17 protein-coding genes and 1 tRNA gene are annotated in these 16,748 nt (G+C 46.9%); 11 read left to right on the top strand and 7 right to left on the bottom strand.

From position 1 onward, the window contains the following. Positions 1-52: 52 nt before the first annotated feature. Together F8C67_RS10900 and F8C67_RS10895 are read right to left on the bottom strand one after the other, a co-directional pair. Entirely contained in the window at positions 53-1,486 is a 1,434-nt protein-coding gene (locus tag F8C67_RS10900; protein WP_151667883.1) for an OmpP1/FadL family transporter, read from the bottom strand. A 34-nt stretch (positions 1,487-1,520) separates the two neighbouring features. Then, a complete protein-coding gene (locus F8C67_RS10895) occupies positions 1,521-2,939 on the bottom strand; it encodes a hypothetical protein (RefSeq protein WP_151667882.1) in 1,419 nt (472 codons plus the stop codon). A gap of 71 nt (positions 2,940-3,010) precedes the next feature. On the opposite strand from F8C67_RS10895, the gene proS reads away from it, so the two are divergent. The 10 genes from proS (at position 3,011) to F8C67_RS10845 (ending at position 11,190) form a co-directional block, all read left to right on the top strand. Beyond that, complete coding sequence (gene proS / locus F8C67_RS10890) at positions 3,011-4,486, top strand: proline--tRNA ligase (RefSeq protein WP_151667881.1); 1,476 nt, start codon at positions 3,011-3,013, stop codon at positions 4,484-4,486. 3 nt (positions 4,487-4,489) lie between these two features. After that, entirely contained in the window at positions 4,490-5,194 is a 705-nt protein-coding gene (locus tag F8C67_RS10885) for a hypothetical protein (RefSeq protein WP_151667880.1), read from the top strand. 75 nt (positions 5,195-5,269) lie between these two features. Continuing rightward, positions 5,270-5,343, top strand: a tRNA-Glu gene (locus tag F8C67_RS10880). A gap of 31 nt (positions 5,344-5,374) precedes the next feature. Then, entirely contained in the window at positions 5,375-5,626 is a 252-nt protein-coding gene (rpsT, locus tag F8C67_RS10875; RefSeq protein ID WP_151667879.1) for a 30S ribosomal protein S20, read from the top strand. A gap of 128 nt (positions 5,627-5,754) precedes the next feature. Continuing rightward, a complete protein-coding gene (radC, locus tag F8C67_RS10870; RefSeq protein ID WP_151667878.1) occupies positions 5,755-6,453 on the top strand; it encodes a RadC family protein in 699 nt (232 codons plus the stop codon). A 12-nt stretch (positions 6,454-6,465) separates the two neighbouring features. Beyond that, positions 6,466-7,560, top strand: a complete 1,095-nt coding sequence (wecB, locus tag F8C67_RS10865) for a non-hydrolyzing UDP-N-acetylglucosamine 2-epimerase (protein ID WP_151667877.1) — start codon at positions 6,466-6,468, stop codon at positions 7,558-7,560. 17 nt (positions 7,561-7,577) lie between these two features. After that, positions 7,578-7,961: a hypothetical protein gene (locus F8C67_RS10860; RefSeq protein ID WP_151667876.1), complete on the top strand. Its 384-nt coding sequence runs from the start codon at positions 7,578-7,580 to the stop codon at positions 7,959-7,961. A gap of 12 nt (positions 7,962-7,973) precedes the next feature. Beyond that, positions 7,974-9,284 (top strand): polysaccharide deacetylase family protein, encoded by a 1,311-nt coding sequence (locus F8C67_RS10855; RefSeq protein WP_151667875.1) that lies wholly within the window; start codon positions 7,974-7,976, stop codon positions 9,282-9,284. Beyond that, entirely contained in the window at positions 9,281-10,201 is a 921-nt protein-coding gene (locus tag F8C67_RS10850; RefSeq protein WP_151667874.1) for a hypothetical protein, read from the top strand. The genes F8C67_RS10855 and F8C67_RS10850 overlap by 4 nt, the downstream gene beginning before the upstream one ends. A gap of 56 nt (positions 10,202-10,257) precedes the next feature. Next, complete coding sequence (locus tag F8C67_RS10845) at positions 10,258-11,190, top strand: LysR substrate-binding domain-containing protein (protein ID WP_151667873.1); 933 nt, start codon at positions 10,258-10,260, stop codon at positions 11,188-11,190. On the opposite strand, the gene F8C67_RS10840 is transcribed toward F8C67_RS10845, so the two are convergent. After that, complete coding sequence (locus F8C67_RS10840; RefSeq protein WP_151667872.1) at positions 11,187-12,596, bottom strand: SLC13 family permease; 1,410 nt, start codon at positions 12,594-12,596, stop codon at positions 11,187-11,189. The genes F8C67_RS10845 and F8C67_RS10840 overlap by 4 nt on opposite strands. A 52-nt stretch (positions 12,597-12,648) precedes the next feature. On the opposite strand from F8C67_RS10840, the gene F8C67_RS10835 reads away from it, so the two are divergent. Beyond that, positions 12,649-13,512 carry a cupin-like domain-containing protein gene (locus tag F8C67_RS10835; RefSeq protein WP_151667871.1) on the top strand — a complete coding sequence of 288 codons (864 nt, stop codon included), beginning with the start codon at positions 12,649-12,651 and terminating at the stop codon, positions 13,510-13,512. Here the strand turns inward: F8C67_RS10835 and F8C67_RS10830 are convergent. From F8C67_RS10830 to F8C67_RS10815, 4 genes are read right to left on the bottom strand one after another with little or no spacing between them, the layout of a single operon-like run. Then, positions 13,509-14,534, bottom strand: a complete 1,026-nt coding sequence (locus F8C67_RS10830) for a hypothetical protein (RefSeq protein ID WP_151667870.1) — start codon at positions 14,532-14,534, stop codon at positions 13,509-13,511. The genes F8C67_RS10835 and F8C67_RS10830 overlap by 4 nt on opposite strands. Then, a complete protein-coding gene (locus F8C67_RS10825) occupies positions 14,531-15,289 on the bottom strand; it encodes a LytR/AlgR family response regulator transcription factor (protein ID WP_151667869.1) in 759 nt (252 codons plus the stop codon). The genes F8C67_RS10830 and F8C67_RS10825 overlap by 4 nt, the downstream gene beginning before the upstream one ends. After that, a complete protein-coding gene (locus F8C67_RS10820) occupies positions 15,286-16,311 on the bottom strand; it encodes a sensor histidine kinase (RefSeq protein WP_151667868.1) in 1,026 nt (341 codons plus the stop codon). The genes F8C67_RS10825 and F8C67_RS10820 overlap by 4 nt, the downstream gene beginning before the upstream one ends. An 18-nt stretch (positions 16,312-16,329) precedes the next feature. Continuing rightward, entirely contained in the window at positions 16,330-16,689 is a 360-nt protein-coding gene (locus tag F8C67_RS10815) for a hypothetical protein (protein WP_151667867.1), read from the bottom strand. Between the last annotated feature and the right edge of the window lie 59 nt (positions 16,690-16,748).

Here is a 16,748-nt window from a genome sequence, read left to right as displayed (position 1 = left end):
CTGCAGACCAAATTACACGAAAACTTTCAAAAAACAGGAATGTGGCGGGGTCCTAGATGCGGAAATACACAGTGCCGGTAATAAAGTGGCCGAAACTGGTTCTATCCACAGGGTCGGTCAACTCCGGTGCATACAAATAGAACGAATTCTGGCGAGTTCGTAGGGAATATGCAAAGTCGATACCCCACAGGTTTTCTTTAAAGCCGAAGCCTCCTGCATACTGTCGTGCAACTTCATCAGAATTCTGGAATGGAGTAGTGGTGAAATGAACCCCTCCTCTGAAGAACCATTTGTCAACGCGCATTTCGGCACCAATTCTCACATCATGCCATCCTTGTACTTCTGCTTCGAGATCGTCATTGATATAGTCGACAGACCCAGGGAATTCGTTTGAACTCGCCTCGGCATTTTGCATGGCTTGGTACGAGTAATCAATAGAAAGGAGACCCTTCTTTTCAAAGACATAGGCATAGCCAGCGCCGACTCTCAGTGGGGTTTGAAGTTCCCATTGGAATTGATTGAACGGTTGGTAACTCGTTTGAGTCCCTCCGCCATTGGCAAACGACCTCATTTCGCTGTCTCCCTCTTGGGTCATTGACCACCAGGTAGGGGTGTGGATGTAGGCCGCGAATCTACCGTAGTCTTCAGGAGTAAATAACACTCCGAATTTAATTTGAACACCAACGCCTTGAAGTTGATAGCGGTTCACCCATTCCATACGGGAGTAATTGCTGCCAGCGTCGTAATCGCTTTCGGTATATGTTTCCGTGGTTTCGTAACTCAATGTTGGGATTTCAATGGAGCCACCAATATTCCATCTGTTCTCAGTTTGATAACCGAAATCGATTCCAAAAACTCCTTTACCACCTCTCGATGAATAGGTTTGATCTTGGGTGAGAGAAGTAGTGCCTGCACCTTTTACCCACTGGTTGTTTTGGTATTCGATGAGTCCAACATCATCTGCCATGTCTTCATAGAGCAATCCAACACTCGCTAAATCTTCTCCGTTGGGAGCAAAGGCATTGGCAAGTATTTCCCATTGATCTAGAATACTTGTGTTCAGGTTGCGTGCGGTTACACGCTGGTCGAAACCATAATCGTTCGAACGGTGGTATCGAAGTCCAAAGTTAAAGTGCGATTTATCACTCAAGTTGGCATGTGAAACGAGACCTATTTGGGAAAACCTGAATTGGTTGTCGCCTTGGTCGGCCGATTGCATAAAGTACTCGCTAGATGTCCTTGTGCTACGGTTGTACAAGGTCATGCCCACCTCGCTGTGGCGGTAAACGGCGATACCCGCTGGGTTGATACTCGCTGCTCCAAAGTCGTTGCCAAGTGCGGAGAAGGCGCCAGCCATGCCCATGTATCTGGCGCTGCCAAGGTCATCCGGACGTGTGTATCGGATCACATCCACATAATTCTGCGCATAAGTGCAGCTTGAAATGGACAAGGCAAGGCATGACAATACTAGTGCGAGTCTTCGCATGATAGAGAGTTCTTAGGTTATTGAGTGATGTTTCTTAGCGTCTTCTGATTGTATTGCTGCTGCGAGAAGAACCTCCACCGCCAGATGAACTTCTACTTCTTGTAGGAGAAGATGGTCTAGTTGTGCTTCTAGAAGGAGTCACCGAACGTGAAGGTGTTGCACTTCTTGAAGGCGTTGAGCTTCGCGATGGAGTGCTAGCAGGCTCGTATGACCTGCTCGGACGAGCCGATCTGCTCGGCGTTGAACTTCTACTAGGCGTACTTCTGCTAGGTGTTGCACTACGTGATGGCGTAGCGCTTCTACTAGGTGTCGCGCTTCTAGAAGGTCTGCTGCTAGAGCCACCTCTATCGTATTCAGATGGACGTGAGCGATCCCAACGATCGTTTGAACTTGACGAACGGCTTGGTCGAGAAGCGGGTTCAGAATCTCGTGAGCTCGGCGTATAAGATGGTGTTCCCATTCGAGATGGGCGTCGAGTAGGAGTAGAAGTAGAACGGTCTTCCACTGGACGTGAGGCTGGAACGCTAAGCGTACCTCTATCTCCAGAAGTAGTGTTGCGCGATGGCGTGCGAGTATCACTAATTGTAGTTGAACGTGGAGTAGAACCTACGGTAGGGGTTCCTGCGCTAACAGGTCTTGCGCCATTTACCTCACGAAGTCGCGTAGAGCGTACGGGAGCATCTACTGTTCGTGGCTTAGGCGTAAGCACACGGTCGGATGTCGTTCTGTCGGGTCTAACCGTCGTTGGCATGTCAGCTAAGTCAACTTTTCCGCTACCTCCGATAGATTTACCACCTCCAGGGATATTGAATCGGTTTGGTGTTGGACCGTAGTAAGTACGACCGCCTGTGCCAGTTCTTGGAGCTGGGTCGGAAGCCCAACCTCGACCAGCACCTACGGGGCAATATCCGCTGCCGTATCCACCATATGGACGCCCAAAGCCGTAGCCTCCGCCGAATCCCCAAGGATTATAAGGATTGTATCCGTAGCCGAACCATGGGTTATATCCAAATCCCATTCCCCATCCGTAATTTGGGAAGAAAGGATCGTAATACATCATATATGGATTGTACCACGGGTTATATCCGTAGCCCATTCCAAATCCAAAGTTGAAAGTAATGTTGGGAGACCCGTAGTATCCTTGGTTGCCGAAACCGGAACCATTGTCGTAATACTCGTCTTCGAAAGGTTGGTCGGTATTGTTCGGGTCGTAATAGTCGTAAGCAGCTTGGTCAGATTGCGGAGTTTCAGCATCGGCGACACCTGGAGTTTCGCCATTTTCGGTGAGCCCGAGGTCTGCGGCCATCCAATTACCACCGTATTCAGAATCGTAGTAGATTCCATCGTCGTAATAATTCGACACGATTTCATTGGAGCTAGAGCAGCTTGTAAGTGCAAGCATGGCCGTTACAGAAAGGCTTAAAAATACGGGGGGTGCTACTCTAATTCTCATGACTATTGATGCTTTTTCTTTCATAACTTCGCACTCTTAAAGTTACAAACTTCATACCAAAGGGAAATAGTATGGCGAAGGACTTAACCTCGAGAAGCGAGGATTACGCTAAATGGTACAACGAATTGGTAATCAAGGCTGACCTAGCCGAGAACTCAGCAGTTCGCGGATCTATGGTTATCAAGCCTTATGGTTACGCCATTTGGGAGAAAATTCAAGGGGAGCTTGACAAGAAGTTCAAGGAAACTGGTCACGAAAACGCTTATTTCCCACTATTCATTCCAAAATCTCACTTGAGTAGAGAGGCCGATCACGTAGAAGGATTTGCCAAGGAATGTGCAGTTGTAACGCATTACCGTTTGAAGAACGACCCGAATGGGAAAGGTGTAGTTGTGGATGAAGATGCCAAGCTTGAAGAAGAGCTTATCGTTCGTCCGACTTCCGAAACCATCATTTGGGATACTTATAAAAACTGGATCCAGAGTTACCGCGATTTGCCAATCTTGGTAAACCAGTGGGCAAACGTTGTTCGTTGGGAGATGAGAACTCGACTCTTCCTCAGAACAGCCGAATTCCTGTGGCAAGAAGGGCATACCGCTCACGCTACACGTCAGGAAGCAGTGGATGAGGCCGAAATGATCCTGCATCTCTATGGTGACTTCGCCGAGAAGTTTATGGCTATTCCTGTTATCCGAGGTATAAAGAGCGAGAATGAAAGATTCGCAGGTGCACTTGAGACCTATTGTATTGAAGCTTTGATGCAAGATGGTAAGGCGCTTCAGGCGGGTACGAGTCACTTCTTAGGACAAAACTTTGCCAAGGCGTTCGACGTAAAGTTCCAGGATAAGTCTGGAAAGCTCGAGCATGTTTGGGCGACCAGCTGGGGTGTTTCTACAAGATTGATGGGGGCATTGGTGATGACCCACTCAGATGACCAAGGATTGGTACTTCCTCCAAATCTGGCTCCTATCCAAGTGGTTATTGTACCTATTTATAGGAATGATGAGCAGCTTGACCAGATTAGTGAAGTTGCGAACAAACTCAAGGCTGAGCTCCAGGCCAAGGGAATCAGTGTTAAGTATGACAACCGCGATACCCATAAGCCAGGATGGAAATTCAACGAGTATGAGCTCAAGGGAGTTCCTGTTCGTTTGGGTATCGGACCAAAAGACCTTGAGAAAGGTACGGTTGAGTTGGCGCGTCGTGACACACTAACGAAGGAGTTCGTGGAAATGGACAACGTGGTTAGCAAGATTGAAAGCCTGATGGTGGAGATCCAAGAATCCCTCTACAACAAGGCGCTAGCTCATCGCGAAGAGAATACTGTTGAGGTGGACACTTGGGATGACTTCGTAGCTCGCATTGAAGGCGAGGGTGGTTTTGTGAGTGCACACTGGGATGGAACACCTGAAACGGAAGACAAAATCAAAGAGGCTACAAAAGCCACTATTCGCTGTATTCCTTTGGATGCAGTAGAAGAAGATGGAAAGTGTATCTTTAGTGGGGCTCCTTCAAAGAGAAGGGTGCTCTTCGCTAAAGCATACTAATCCATGGCTGACTCCTCTTGTAATCCACAAATCATTCAACTGCTGAGTACCAAGTCGAGTACCAAGCAGTATGTATACCGACAAACCGTTGAGATCTTCAAGGAATTCAAAAACCAGTTGAAGAAAATTGCGGAAGAGTTGAACGATAACATTTGCAATGTAGATGCAAGTGTTGTGGTCGATTTTGTGGATCGGGGGGCTTATGAAGCTGAAATTCGCTTCAGTGGAGATATCATCATCTTTCAAATGCATACGAACGTCTTCACTTTTGAGAAGACACATGGCATATGGAAGAACAGCTATGTAAGGGAAGACAGCATGCGAGCATACTTCGGTATGATTAATATGTACAACTTCCTTACGGATAGTTTGAAATTTAATCGCCTCGGCGATGTGGGGCACCTTATAGGAAGGATATTCGTGAACCGCGATCAGCATTTCTTTGTGGAAGGGAAGCGACAGTTCGGATATCAATTCAATAATGTGGCTGGAGATGTGCTCGATCCGGCCAAAATTCGCGAGATAGTTGAGATGTCAGTTATCTATGCTTTGGACTTTGATTTGACGACGCCAGACTTCAATAGTCATCGATATATCACGGTTCAGCAGATTCAGATGCTCAGTAGCGACTTAAGAAACTCAACTTCTAAGAAGCTAGGTTTCAAGTTCAAAGCGAATATTGATACAAAAGGAGAGAAAAAATCTTAGCAAAGGTCTTGCGGGATTCAAATTCGGTGTTACCTTTGCACCCGCAAACGACACAAAAGTGTTCTTTAACATTTTGGCCCGTTCGTCTAGCGGTCCAGGACATCGCCCTTTCACGGCGAAGATCACGGGTTCGAATCCCGTACGGGTCACGAAGTTTATTTTAAACTGAAGTAATTAATTATGGCAAATCACAAATCGGCTTTAAAGCGTGTACGTCAGACGGCAAAGCGTCGTGTACACAATGCCTATTACCACAAGACTACGAGAAACGCTATCCGTCGTCTTCGTGCTAATACCGACAAGAAAGATGCTACTGAAAAGTTGCCTACTGTAATGTCTATGATTGACAAGTTGGCAAAGCGTAACATCATTCACTCTAACAAGGCTGCGAACTTGAAGTCGAGCTTGATGAAGCACGTCAACGCATTGTAAATCGTTTCGAACAAAAACGAGAGCCGTCTATCGAAAGGTAGGCGGCTTTTTTGTTTTTATCCGTTTGTAAACGTTTAACACACGACTTGTACCAATCGGTCTTTCCATCTTCGCAGAAACACCATGCCATGAAGGAAAAAGATCATCCCATCTCATCCCTGCAAGTCGATGACCGTCCACGAGAACGTATGGCCAAACTCGGTCGCACCGTTCTATCCGACGCCGAAATTCTCGCCATTCTCATCGGGTCGGGACTCAAACACAAATCAGCACTCAGTCTAGCCCGAGAAATATTGGTCGTTGCCGGAGGCCTCAGAAACTTGGCCCGCTGGACCGTCGACGATTATACTGCCGTTCCCGGTATCGGGCAAGCCAAGGCGGTTCGACTCATGTCCGCCTTCGAGTTGGGAAGGCGATTTCCAGTCGATAACCAGAAAGCCGCAATTCACGTGAAGAGCAGCGCGGAAGCATACGATTTGTTTCAACCTGTTCTTTCCGACCTCAGGCATGAAGAGTTTTGGGTGATTTACCTGAGCAATGCCAATCGAGTACTTGCTCGAGAGAAGCTCTCTCAGGGCGGAATGACCGGTACGGTGACCGATCTCAGGTTACTCTTCAGGAAAGCGTTGAGCGTACATGCTACGGGTGTCATTCTTGCTCACAATCACCCCAGTGGGAACCTTCAACCTAGTTCGTCAGACCATAACTTAACCAGAAAGACCGTTGAAGCAGGGAAGATTATGGACATTACTATACTGGATCACCTTATTCTCAGCCCAACAGATTATGTTAGCTTTGCCGATGAAGGCTGGCTAACCACGTCCTAGCGCACTCTCCTTATGACAAAACCGCACAGAATTATCAACCTCGTTGGAGCTCGACCCCAGTTCATCAAAGCGTCAGCTATTTCGAGAATCCTGCAAGGCGATAAACGTTTCGAAGAAATCCTGGTACATAGCGGCCAGCACTATGACAAGAACATGTCGGATGTGTTCTTCAAAGATCTCGGAATACCAAAACCGAAGCACAACCTCGGAATCCGTAATGAATCGGCCGAGCATGTGGTGGACGCCATTAGAAAGTCGTTTGAACGGGTATTAAAAGCTGAATCTCCCGATGCAGTCATTCTTTATGGAGATACCTATACGACCCTAGGAGGCGCCTTAGCAGCTAGAGCGATGAACATTCCGGTGGCACATGTAGAGGCCGGACTTCGATCTTACAATCCTGAGATGCCGGAGGAGTTCAATCGTGTGCAGACGGACAAGCTGTCCACTTGGTTGTTTTGTCCAACCGATTCTGCCATCGCCAATCTAGAAACTGAAGGATTGAATAACTCCCCTGGCGTTCGCTATGTAGAGCGCACCGGAGATATCATGCTCGACGTGGCGCAATGGTCCATGAAGAAACAGAAAACGAGGTTGTGGGAGGCTGGTGAATATGCGGTGTTTACGCTGCATAGAAACTTTAATACAGATAACCCGCAAAGGCTAGAGACCATACTTCATGCCGTGATGGATCTGTCCGAAATTGTGGAGGTCGTATTTCCCATTCATCCGCGCACGGCGAAAAATCTGACCAAGAAGCTTCGCCAAGATCTCGATGAATCCAACGTTTGGGTCATCGAGCCGGTGGCGTATCCTGCTATGATCAATCTTCTTTCGCATTCGAATTTTGTAATCACGGATTCTGGAGGTCTTCAGAAAGAGGCCTACTTCGTAAAGAAACCGGTAATGATTACCCGAGCAGAGACAGAATGGACGGAGATGCTGAAAACGGGAAATGCTGTGCTCGTGAATGATGATGCCGATGAAATACTGCGGAAAGGGGAGGAGTGGTTAGACAATCCACCATCAGATTTCCCTTCGCTCTATGGTGATGGCATGGCGGCCGCACAAATCATAGAATCTATCTACACTCATTTTAGAGCCTAGTGAGCTTTCAAAATCAATTGCACACCCGGCCCAACGGAGTTTGGAGCCTGCGATGGGCGGAGCTGAATAAACGTATTTTCTTTTCGGCTTATCTCAATCGCATTGATGATGTTGCCATTCGGAGAGCACTCATGGAGGCGAAGACATTCTTGCAGACGAACTCATCGGAAAGTGACGAAGAATCGGACCTCCAGAAAAGGTGGAATGCCAATCCGCCAAAATCACTTCACGAAATGAAATGGTGGATAGCCGTTCATCAAAAGCATTTGTTCCTACCAGATGAAATGAGAGGGTCCTTACTACGTGCCTTTCCTGCCATTCGGAAAGGAGATCAAAGACCCGACTACAAACTGACCAAGCTTTTTTACGAGCGACTCAAATCTTTCGTCGATGGAATTTAGCATCTTCGCATAATGCGTGTTTATGTCGACAAGCTAACTCCAAGAGTGGCCTATGCCATCAATCTCGTTTTGAGAGATACTCTCTTGGTGGAGGGAATCCGAATTACCGACAAGTGGGAGGCTTTCTCCGAGTTTGAAGGTCCAAGGCTGATTTACGGAAGAAAGAAGCTCGAGGGAGTACCTTCGATTTTCAACGTTGAGCTATTGTTTGAGAAAGATATCTCAGAACAGGACTTGAACGTGCATTTTGAGGAAGACGGTTTGCCGTATTTTTTTGCTACCAGCAATCAGAGTTTCGTGCCGTTCGACATCTTCGCGGCCTCTTTTTACCTGGTGAGTAGATACGAGGAGTATTTGCCGAACATCAGCGACGTACACGATAGATATCCCCACGAAGAAAGTCTCGCGCACCAACACGGATTTTTACAGAAGCCGGTCGTGAATCATTGGGCACTTCAGCTCAAGCGCAAGCTTTTGGAAGCCGATCCGAGATGGGAGTTTGAAGAACGAACATTCAAGTATACGTCTACAGTTGACGTAGATAACTTATACGCCTACAAAGGCAAAGGTGGTTTTAGAACGCTTGGTGGATTCGCAAAGGACATCAGTCAGCTCGATTTTAAGAATGCCTTCCGCAGGGCCCGCGTCCTCTTCGGTCTGAAGAGAGATCCGTACGATACCTTTGAGTTTCAGCGTGACCTCGCACAACAATACGGAGTATCGGCTATTTATTTTATGCTGTTCTCAGAGTTTGGAGAGTACGATCGCAACGTTCCAATGTACAGTCGTAGACTTCACGAAGCGGTAAGGGCAATCAATGACTTCTTTCCTGTAGGTATCCACCCGAGCTATGGCAGCCATGCCTCTCCTAAAGTGCTAGAAAGAGAAATTAAGGGGCTGGAAGATGCCCTCAGAATGCCCGTGAAAAGAAGTCGCCAGCACTTCTTAAAAATGAAGATGCCTGAGACTTTTCGCCAGCTTCTCGATTTTGGAATCGAGGAAGACTATACCATGGGGTATGCCGGCGAGCTTGGATTTAGAGCGAGTATCTGTACGCCCTATCGCCTTTATGATCTGGAAATGGAAACTGAATTAGGTTTAAAGATGTTTCCTTTTGCAGCTATGGATGGAACACTCATTTATTACAAGAATGTCGACGCAAAAGATGCCTTCGAATATATTCAACCACTAGTGGATGAAGTAAAGGCTGTGAATGGTCACTTGATAACCGTCTGGCACAATCGAATCTTTTCTGAAGCGGCGTCTGAATGGCGCGGATGGAATGATGTATACGTGAAACTTCTCAAGTACATCACGAAATGAGTGAAATCCGATTCGTTCCTGCTGCTGAACTTGATACAGATAAATGGGATGCCTGCATTAAGGCTGACCCGGAAGGGCTGATTTATAACACGAGTTGGTATCTCGACACGCTCGGTGTCGATTGGGATGCCCTTGTACTCGGCGATTATGAAACCGTCATGCCCCTTAGCCGAAGAGAGAAGTTCAGGCAGCATTATGTATTTCGTCCCTTTGGAATTCAGCAACAAGGCATAACTGGAAAAGATGCAGATAGACCAGAAGTGCTCAATCGGTTCCTGGAAGCTATTCCTGCAGAGCTCAAGTACATCGAGTTTTACACGAATGCGCGAAATGACATTTCCAAAGTTCCGAGCGCATGGCAGACAAAAGAGAACGTCAACCTCATACTCCGAGTAGCGGGGTCTTATGAGAACCTCTATTCCAACTTCTCTTCTAATACCAAGCGCAACATAAAAAAGGCGGCGAAGCAGAATTGGAACATCTTTGAGCACGATCCTCCCGAAGTACTCTTGCGATTATTCAAGGATAACCAAGGGAAGAAGTATCCGGTAGACGATGCGTTCTATCCGGCTATGCGACACCTGATGCACGTGCTTATCCACAAGAGAATTGGACAGGTGTGGACCCTTCAAGACGAGCGCAATAGCACCGTTGCAGGGATTTTTGTGATGACGTATCAAGGGAGGGCTACGCTATTATTCTCAGCCATGGATGATTTTGGCCGAGAGAATCAGGCCATGTTTCATCTGATTAACGAGTATTTGTTGCTCGCTTGTGGGCATATCGACGTCTTCGATTTCGAGGGGAGTAATGAGCCTGGTCTTCAAAGGTTCTATGGCGGGTTTGGAGCAGTTGAGCGAAATTATGCCCTTCTGAAAAAGAACAACCTCCCTATCCCTTTTCGCTGGTTTAAGTAGGTGGTTATTGATGAGATTGATAACTTTATGTTTTTGATTGATTCAATCTCGCAACCATGACAACTGTACAGCTACACTACATCGTAGAGCTTGATAACCATCGGCATTTTGCACGAGCGGCAGAGGCGTGTCACGTTACACAACCCACGCTAAGCATGCAGGTTCACAAGCTAGAGGACGAGCTTGGGGTGTTGATTTTCGACCGATCTAAGCAGCCGGTAACGCCCACAGATATTGGTAAACGCATCATAGAGCAGGCTCGCGTGGTACTGCATGAAATGGGGCGAATCGATCAGATTACCCAGGAAGCTATGGGCAATTTTGAAGGCGAGTTTTACCTTGGGATTATTCCAACGGTAGCGCCAGCTCTCTTGCACAGAATCATCCCAAAACTTAGAACAGCGCTGCCAAGTGTGAGATTTGTGGTTGAGGAACTTCAGACAGAGGTTATCATTGAGAAGCTTCGAAAAGATCAGTTAGATGCTGGCATTCTAGCAACTCCATTGGATGAAAGAGGTATCATCGAACATCCGATGTATTACGAGCCCTTCATGGCTTTCATTCCTGAATCACATCGCTTGGGTAAGGAGAAGTTCATCACGAATTCCGAGTTGGATATCAACGATATGCTTCTGCTTAACGAGGGACATTGTTTCAGAAATAGCGTACTCAACCTGTGCAACAAAACGGAGGAGAGAGAAGAAAAACCACTCCGCTTAGAAAGTGGGAATTTCGATACCTTAATCGGGCTTGCTCGCCAAGGTTACGGAATGACTCTCATTCCTTACCTAACCGCGGTGGACTTATCTGATGAGCTACAAGGATTTGTCAAGCCTATTGCAGAACCTCGTCCAACGCGTGAAATAAGCGTGGTATACAGTCGCACACAGCTCAAGATTGGCGTCATCGAAAAAATGATTGCCTCGGTAATTGCTTCGGTTCCTAAGAAAATGACCGAAGAGAAGCATCATGTAATTGCTCCAGTTTAAGGAAGGTAGTCGCTAAGCGCGAACACAATCAAGGTTATTAGAATGGTTGCGATGAGGTTCATGAAGAAGCCACGTCTAACCATGTCCACTATTTTCAATTCACCACTGCTAAATACAATAGCATTCGGAGGCGTAGCCATGGGCAGCATGAACGCGCAGCTAGAACCCAGTGTGAGTGGAAGGGCGAGTAGGAAGAAGCTCTCGCCAGTTGCTCCGGAGATGGCTGCTACAATTGGCATCATGGCCGCTACAAGTGCCATGTTGCTCATTATTTCGGTCGCCCAAATACCGAGTACAGCCATGAAGAAAATCCAGGTCATCAACCCCAAAGACGATTGAGCAGAGAACAGGTCTGTGATGTGGTGAAGCAATCCGCTTTCATTCATGCCAGAAGCAAGGGCAAGTCCTCCTCCAAAGAGTACAAGAATTCCCCACGCTAGTTTCTTCGTGTCTTTCCACACAAGCAATGGAGTGCCCGTTGTGGCCGGTGTAACGAACAATACGAGTGAGGCGAGGATTGCAACTGAGGTGTCGGTAAAGCCCTGCAATCCGAAGAGCTGAACAATTTGTGGACGAACAATCCATAAGAGCGCGGTGAAGCCAAACACAATGGCCACGCGCAATTCGGCTCCTTTTAGAGGCCCTAGTTTACGGTATTCGTTTGCAAAATAGGTTTTGATCGATGCAACGTCGGCCTCAACCTTTCGCACCATCAAGCTCAATAATATGTACGCCGCAAAGAAGAGTGAAATTGCTACGGGTAATCCGATTTTCAACCATTGCGCAAAGGTGATTTCCGTTGCATAGTTCTGACTGTAGAAACCGGTAAAAACTAAATTTGGAGGCGTTCCAATTAGAGTTGTCATTCCTCCGATGTTTGCCGACCATGCCACGCCCATGAGTATGGCGACGCTAACTTTTCTGTCTTGAAACCCTGCTTTGCGCAAGAGCTTGAGAACGCTCATGGCCATAGGTAGCATCATTACTGTGGTTGCCGTATTGGAAATCCATGCGCTTAGGAATGCTGTGGCAATCATGAAGCCGAGGAGTATGCGCCGGGGTGAACTCCCAACCCTTCGTATGATGAGCAATGCTATGCGCCGGTGAAGCTTCCACTTCTCAATAGCCAAAGCCAAGATGAATCCTCCAAAGAAGAGGAAAATAAGGTGATGACCATAAAGCGCGGTTACGTCGCCAATAGCCATAACCCCAGTTACGGGCAGAAGTAGAATGGGGAGTAGGGCGGTCACAGCCAAATTGACAATTTCGGTAATCCACCAAGTGAGCATCCAACCAAGTATGCCTAAAACGGCTAGTTCTGAATGTGTTAGAGTTTCCGAAGGCCAGAGTAGAGCGCCTATGAAAAGGAGTGGCCCAAGGAAATATGGAATTTGCCGTATATTCATAGCAAGAGTTTAGACCCCTCTAAAGTAAGTTAGTTCAACCAAACCTCCTTCCATGGGCTTTAAGCTAGAACCAATCCCTCGTGTGAGCGGACTAGATAGAGCTACTTTTGAACGTGAATTTCTCAAACCTCGTCGACCAGTAGTTCTAGAAGATTTTGCAGATAAATGGGTGGCCACAGAAAAGTGGGACATGGATTTCATTCGTCAGATTGCAGGAGATCACATTGTGCCGCTTTACGACAATTCCAAGGTCGATTATTCCAAAAAGGTGAACGAGCCCATCGCGGAAATGAGAATGGCCGAATATCTTGACCTTCTCGAATCTGGTCCGACCGAGCTGCGCATTTTCCTCTACAATATTTTCAAACACATTCCTGAGTTGTGTAACGATTTTGAGGTGCCAGATTGGGCGCCGCGCGTACTCAAGCAGTTTCCAATGATGTTCTTTGGGGGAGAGGGATCGAATGTTTTTCTACACTATGATATCGACATGAGTCATGTGTTTCACACCAATTTTGTGGGAGAGAAACGCGCTATACTTTTCGATCCGAAGTACAAGAAGGACCTTTATCGAATTCCATTCGGTGTACACAATGTAGAGGACATCGATATCGACAATCCTGATTTTGACCGTTGGCCAGCACTGAAGAATGTCAGCGGTATGGAGGCTGAACTGCACCATGGAGACACCCTCTTTATGCCTGGTGGATGGTGGCATTATATGAAGTACTTGTCTGGGAGTTTTTCGCTTTCACTTCGGGCTTTAGACCCATCGCCAGTGAGAAAGCTTCAAGGTTTGTACAACGTAACGGTGATGCGCCAGCTCGATAATCTCGCTAGAAAAGTAGGGGGGCAGTCTTGGATTGAATACAAAGATCGTTGGGCTGTACGTCGAGCCGAAAAAGGCCTCAGCTAGTAGTCTTCATCAGATTCATTTGGCCCTTGTACTGGCTGATCCTTCCAGTTGTGCACCACCAAGTCGATGGTGTCCTGAATTCCGAAACTCAGCTTGCGGTTTGAAATTTCGTATCCGTTCTTACCCGTTTCCACCGTATGCCAGTTGCCCCCTCTCGTAATCTTGAATTCGATAGGGTCGGGTGAGTTTGGTATCCGAATGATGTAATCGCCATCGGCCATTTTCTCAAACTTGTACTCGCTTGAGCTCGGATTCCATCCGTTAATGTTAGACGCAAAATGCAAGCTCGATCCGAGTGGAGTAGATTCCGGCAAGTCTGTTATTCGCAGATAGCGGTACGGATGTTCCTGTAGACAGAAGTCTTTCCAAAGGCTTACCTCTATGCGTTGTCTACGTCCATTGGTCAATCTGCGGTTCACGATATCTCTTCCGTTTTCCGATACTTCCACGGTTGTCCAGGTGCCTCTTGTAACCTTAAACTCCTTGCCTGAGTATGATTTTGGAAGTTCTAATCGGTAGATGTTATCCCCCGCATATTCAGCGCGATACTGACTACCGCCCGCTTGCCATCCGTTGAATTCTCCGGTTAGGTAGATTTCGTTGGGGAAAGGCGTTTCATCTGGAACTTTGATGAGTACTACAATCCCGTCACAGAATCGTTCTGGGCGATCTTTCCATTGTTCAATTTCAACATTTACCTCGTTGATTTGGAGGTTGGAAATCACACGGTTTGGGATAGTGTTCCCACAACTGTCGAGTTCTTCCGATTCCCATGAACCACGCGTGAATTTATACTCCAAATGGCCAATACCTCTAGGGATTTCGATGTATCCACCTCCAGTAGAATCTCGACTTATTTGATAGGTAGGGTCGCCCGGGTTCCAATGGTTAAAATTACCGGTGATGTAGATAGGCTCGCTTCCAGGTGTGTTGTCCGGCAAATCATCAATTTGAATGATAAGCGGTTTGCTGCAGCCTACGGCTAGAATCAAGAGGACGATATGTGAAAGAAAGCGCTTCATTGATTCAACCATTTCATGAATGCCTTGGTACGTGCTCGACTTACCAATACTCTTTCTGTAAACGAAGGGAGCAATTCCAACGCATATTGAGAAGTGCCATAACGTTCAACTTTTTGAATGGAGGGGTACGACACCACTAGCTTCCTGCTTATTTGAAAGAAGTCATTCGGATTTGTTTCCTCTACAAGTTGAGAGAGTGAGCCATCTATAATGACGGCAGATCCGTTTTTCGGAACGAGGTATAGAGAGTCATCGTCTGCATAGAAATAGGCAATATCCTCTGAAGTGAAGGTTTTGATCTTGTCTCCAACCTTCACGGCCCATCTCGACTTGAATTTCTTCTCAGCCGCAGGTGGCGGTTGAAAGGCTTTCATCAGCGCTTCCATTTGAAGGGATGGGACCTGGTTCTTTTCAAACTTTTTCAACGCCGCTTCTAGCGCTTCGGGCTCAACTGGCTTCAGGAGGTAATCAACGCTGTTTACTTTGAAAGCGCGAATGGCGTATTCATCAAACGCGGTTGTGAAAATCACGGGAGTGTCTACCTCAATCTCTTGGAAGATGTCAAAGCTCAACCCGTCCGACAGTTGAATGTCCATAAAAATGAGATCCACCCTGTGGTTATCGATCAGTTCAATGGCTTCATCTACGCTATCGGCGTAGCCATCGACCTTCACATCAACATGCAGGTCGTCCAGCAAGCGTTTTAATTCTCGCTGTGCGTGTGGTTCGTCTTCTATGATGAGCGCTCGTATCATGCCTTTATCAAAGGTAAGGTCACAACAAAGTTACCTTCAACTTTATCGATTTGTATTTTTTGGTTCGACAACTGGGCGAAGCGTTCGCGAATATTCGAAAGTCCGAAGCCCGTGCCCGATTCCAATTGCCTCCGGGGTTGATCGCTGTTGCCAACGATGAGCTGATTCCCCTTTGTTTCCACCCAAAGTTTGAGTGGTTTTTTGGTTGAGATCGCATTGTGTTTGATGGCGTTCTCCACTAGAATTTGAAGGGTCATAGGCGGGATTCTCCATTCTGTCGGACGATCTGGCCATTGTGTTTCAACCTTCAAATTGTCTTCAAATCTAGTTTCACATAGGTAGATATATGAGTCAAACAGCTTGATCTCATTATCGAGCGTAACCATGTCCTTCTCGCGATTTTCCAGGATGTATCGGTATACCGAACTAAGCTGTCGAACGAACTGTCGGGCTCTGGCTTCATCTTCAACAATCAGTGACGACAGTGTATTCAAACTATTGAAAAGGAAGTGTGGATTTACCTGAGCTTTGAGGTTTTCTAGTTGTGCTTGGGTGTGTAAACGATGCAGTTTTTCTTTCTCGGCCTCGCTACTTCTCCACTTATCGAGTAACTCGTACCCCATATCTAAACCAACGTAAATAAGGAACACAAAGAAGGCTATAGCTTGATAGGAGGCGATGGTTCCGAAGGAGATGAAGGTGTACCAAGACCCTAGCCATACCTTGGCCTGAATGGATAGTCGGACCAGGATAAGGATGGGGATTAATAGAATGAACATACGCTGAACGAGGACGCCTACGGGGCCTAAACTATTGCGATAGGCTGGAAACATTCGGCGCAGGTATTCAATCAGGTAAATCAAAATGAGAAAGAACGCGATATCTATGTACAAGCCACTCAGCTCCAACGTGAGCCAGTCGCGGGTCACCGAAGTGATAATGCCAGCAGCTATGTTATAAAGCAAAGCCAGCACGGTGGCTGACATAAGCTTGATGAGTATCGGTCGAACGCGTTGTTTCACAACGACAATATACGTTTATCAGTAGAGGGTTACCTTTTCTATGGCAAGAACGTATTCGCCGCTCTCCAATACCACTTCGTATTCTCCGTCTGCCATGCCCTCCAAATCAAAACCGAGCTTGCTTCTATCGGCATCGCTGAGGTCCTCAACGTGTACGAGGTAACCTTGTGGTCCATAGATTTTGAGGTGGAGCTCTGCGTTCAGGGGGTTGATATATTCAAACATCACAAGGTGCTCGACATATTCAATGTCCCACTGAATCATTTGAACTGACTTTGGAGCGGTTGGATTGTTTGGTGCGCCAACTGGAGCCTGTGCATGTGCAAAAGAGAATGAAGAGGCTAGGGCGATTAGTGTTGCGGTTAAGAACTTTTTCATGATTGGCATCTTTGGGTTTCTGTAATGAACACTCCAAAAGTGCGGCGACCGGCTATCAT

Origin of the sequence: Phaeocystidibacter luteus, assembly GCF_008933115.1 — a bacterium.
Lineage (GTDB): Bacteria > Bacteroidota > Bacteroidia > Flavobacteriales > Schleiferiaceae > Phaeocystidibacter > Phaeocystidibacter luteus.
Note: the sequence above shows the minus strand (reverse complement) of the source record. Positions and strands in the feature narration are given on the sequence as shown.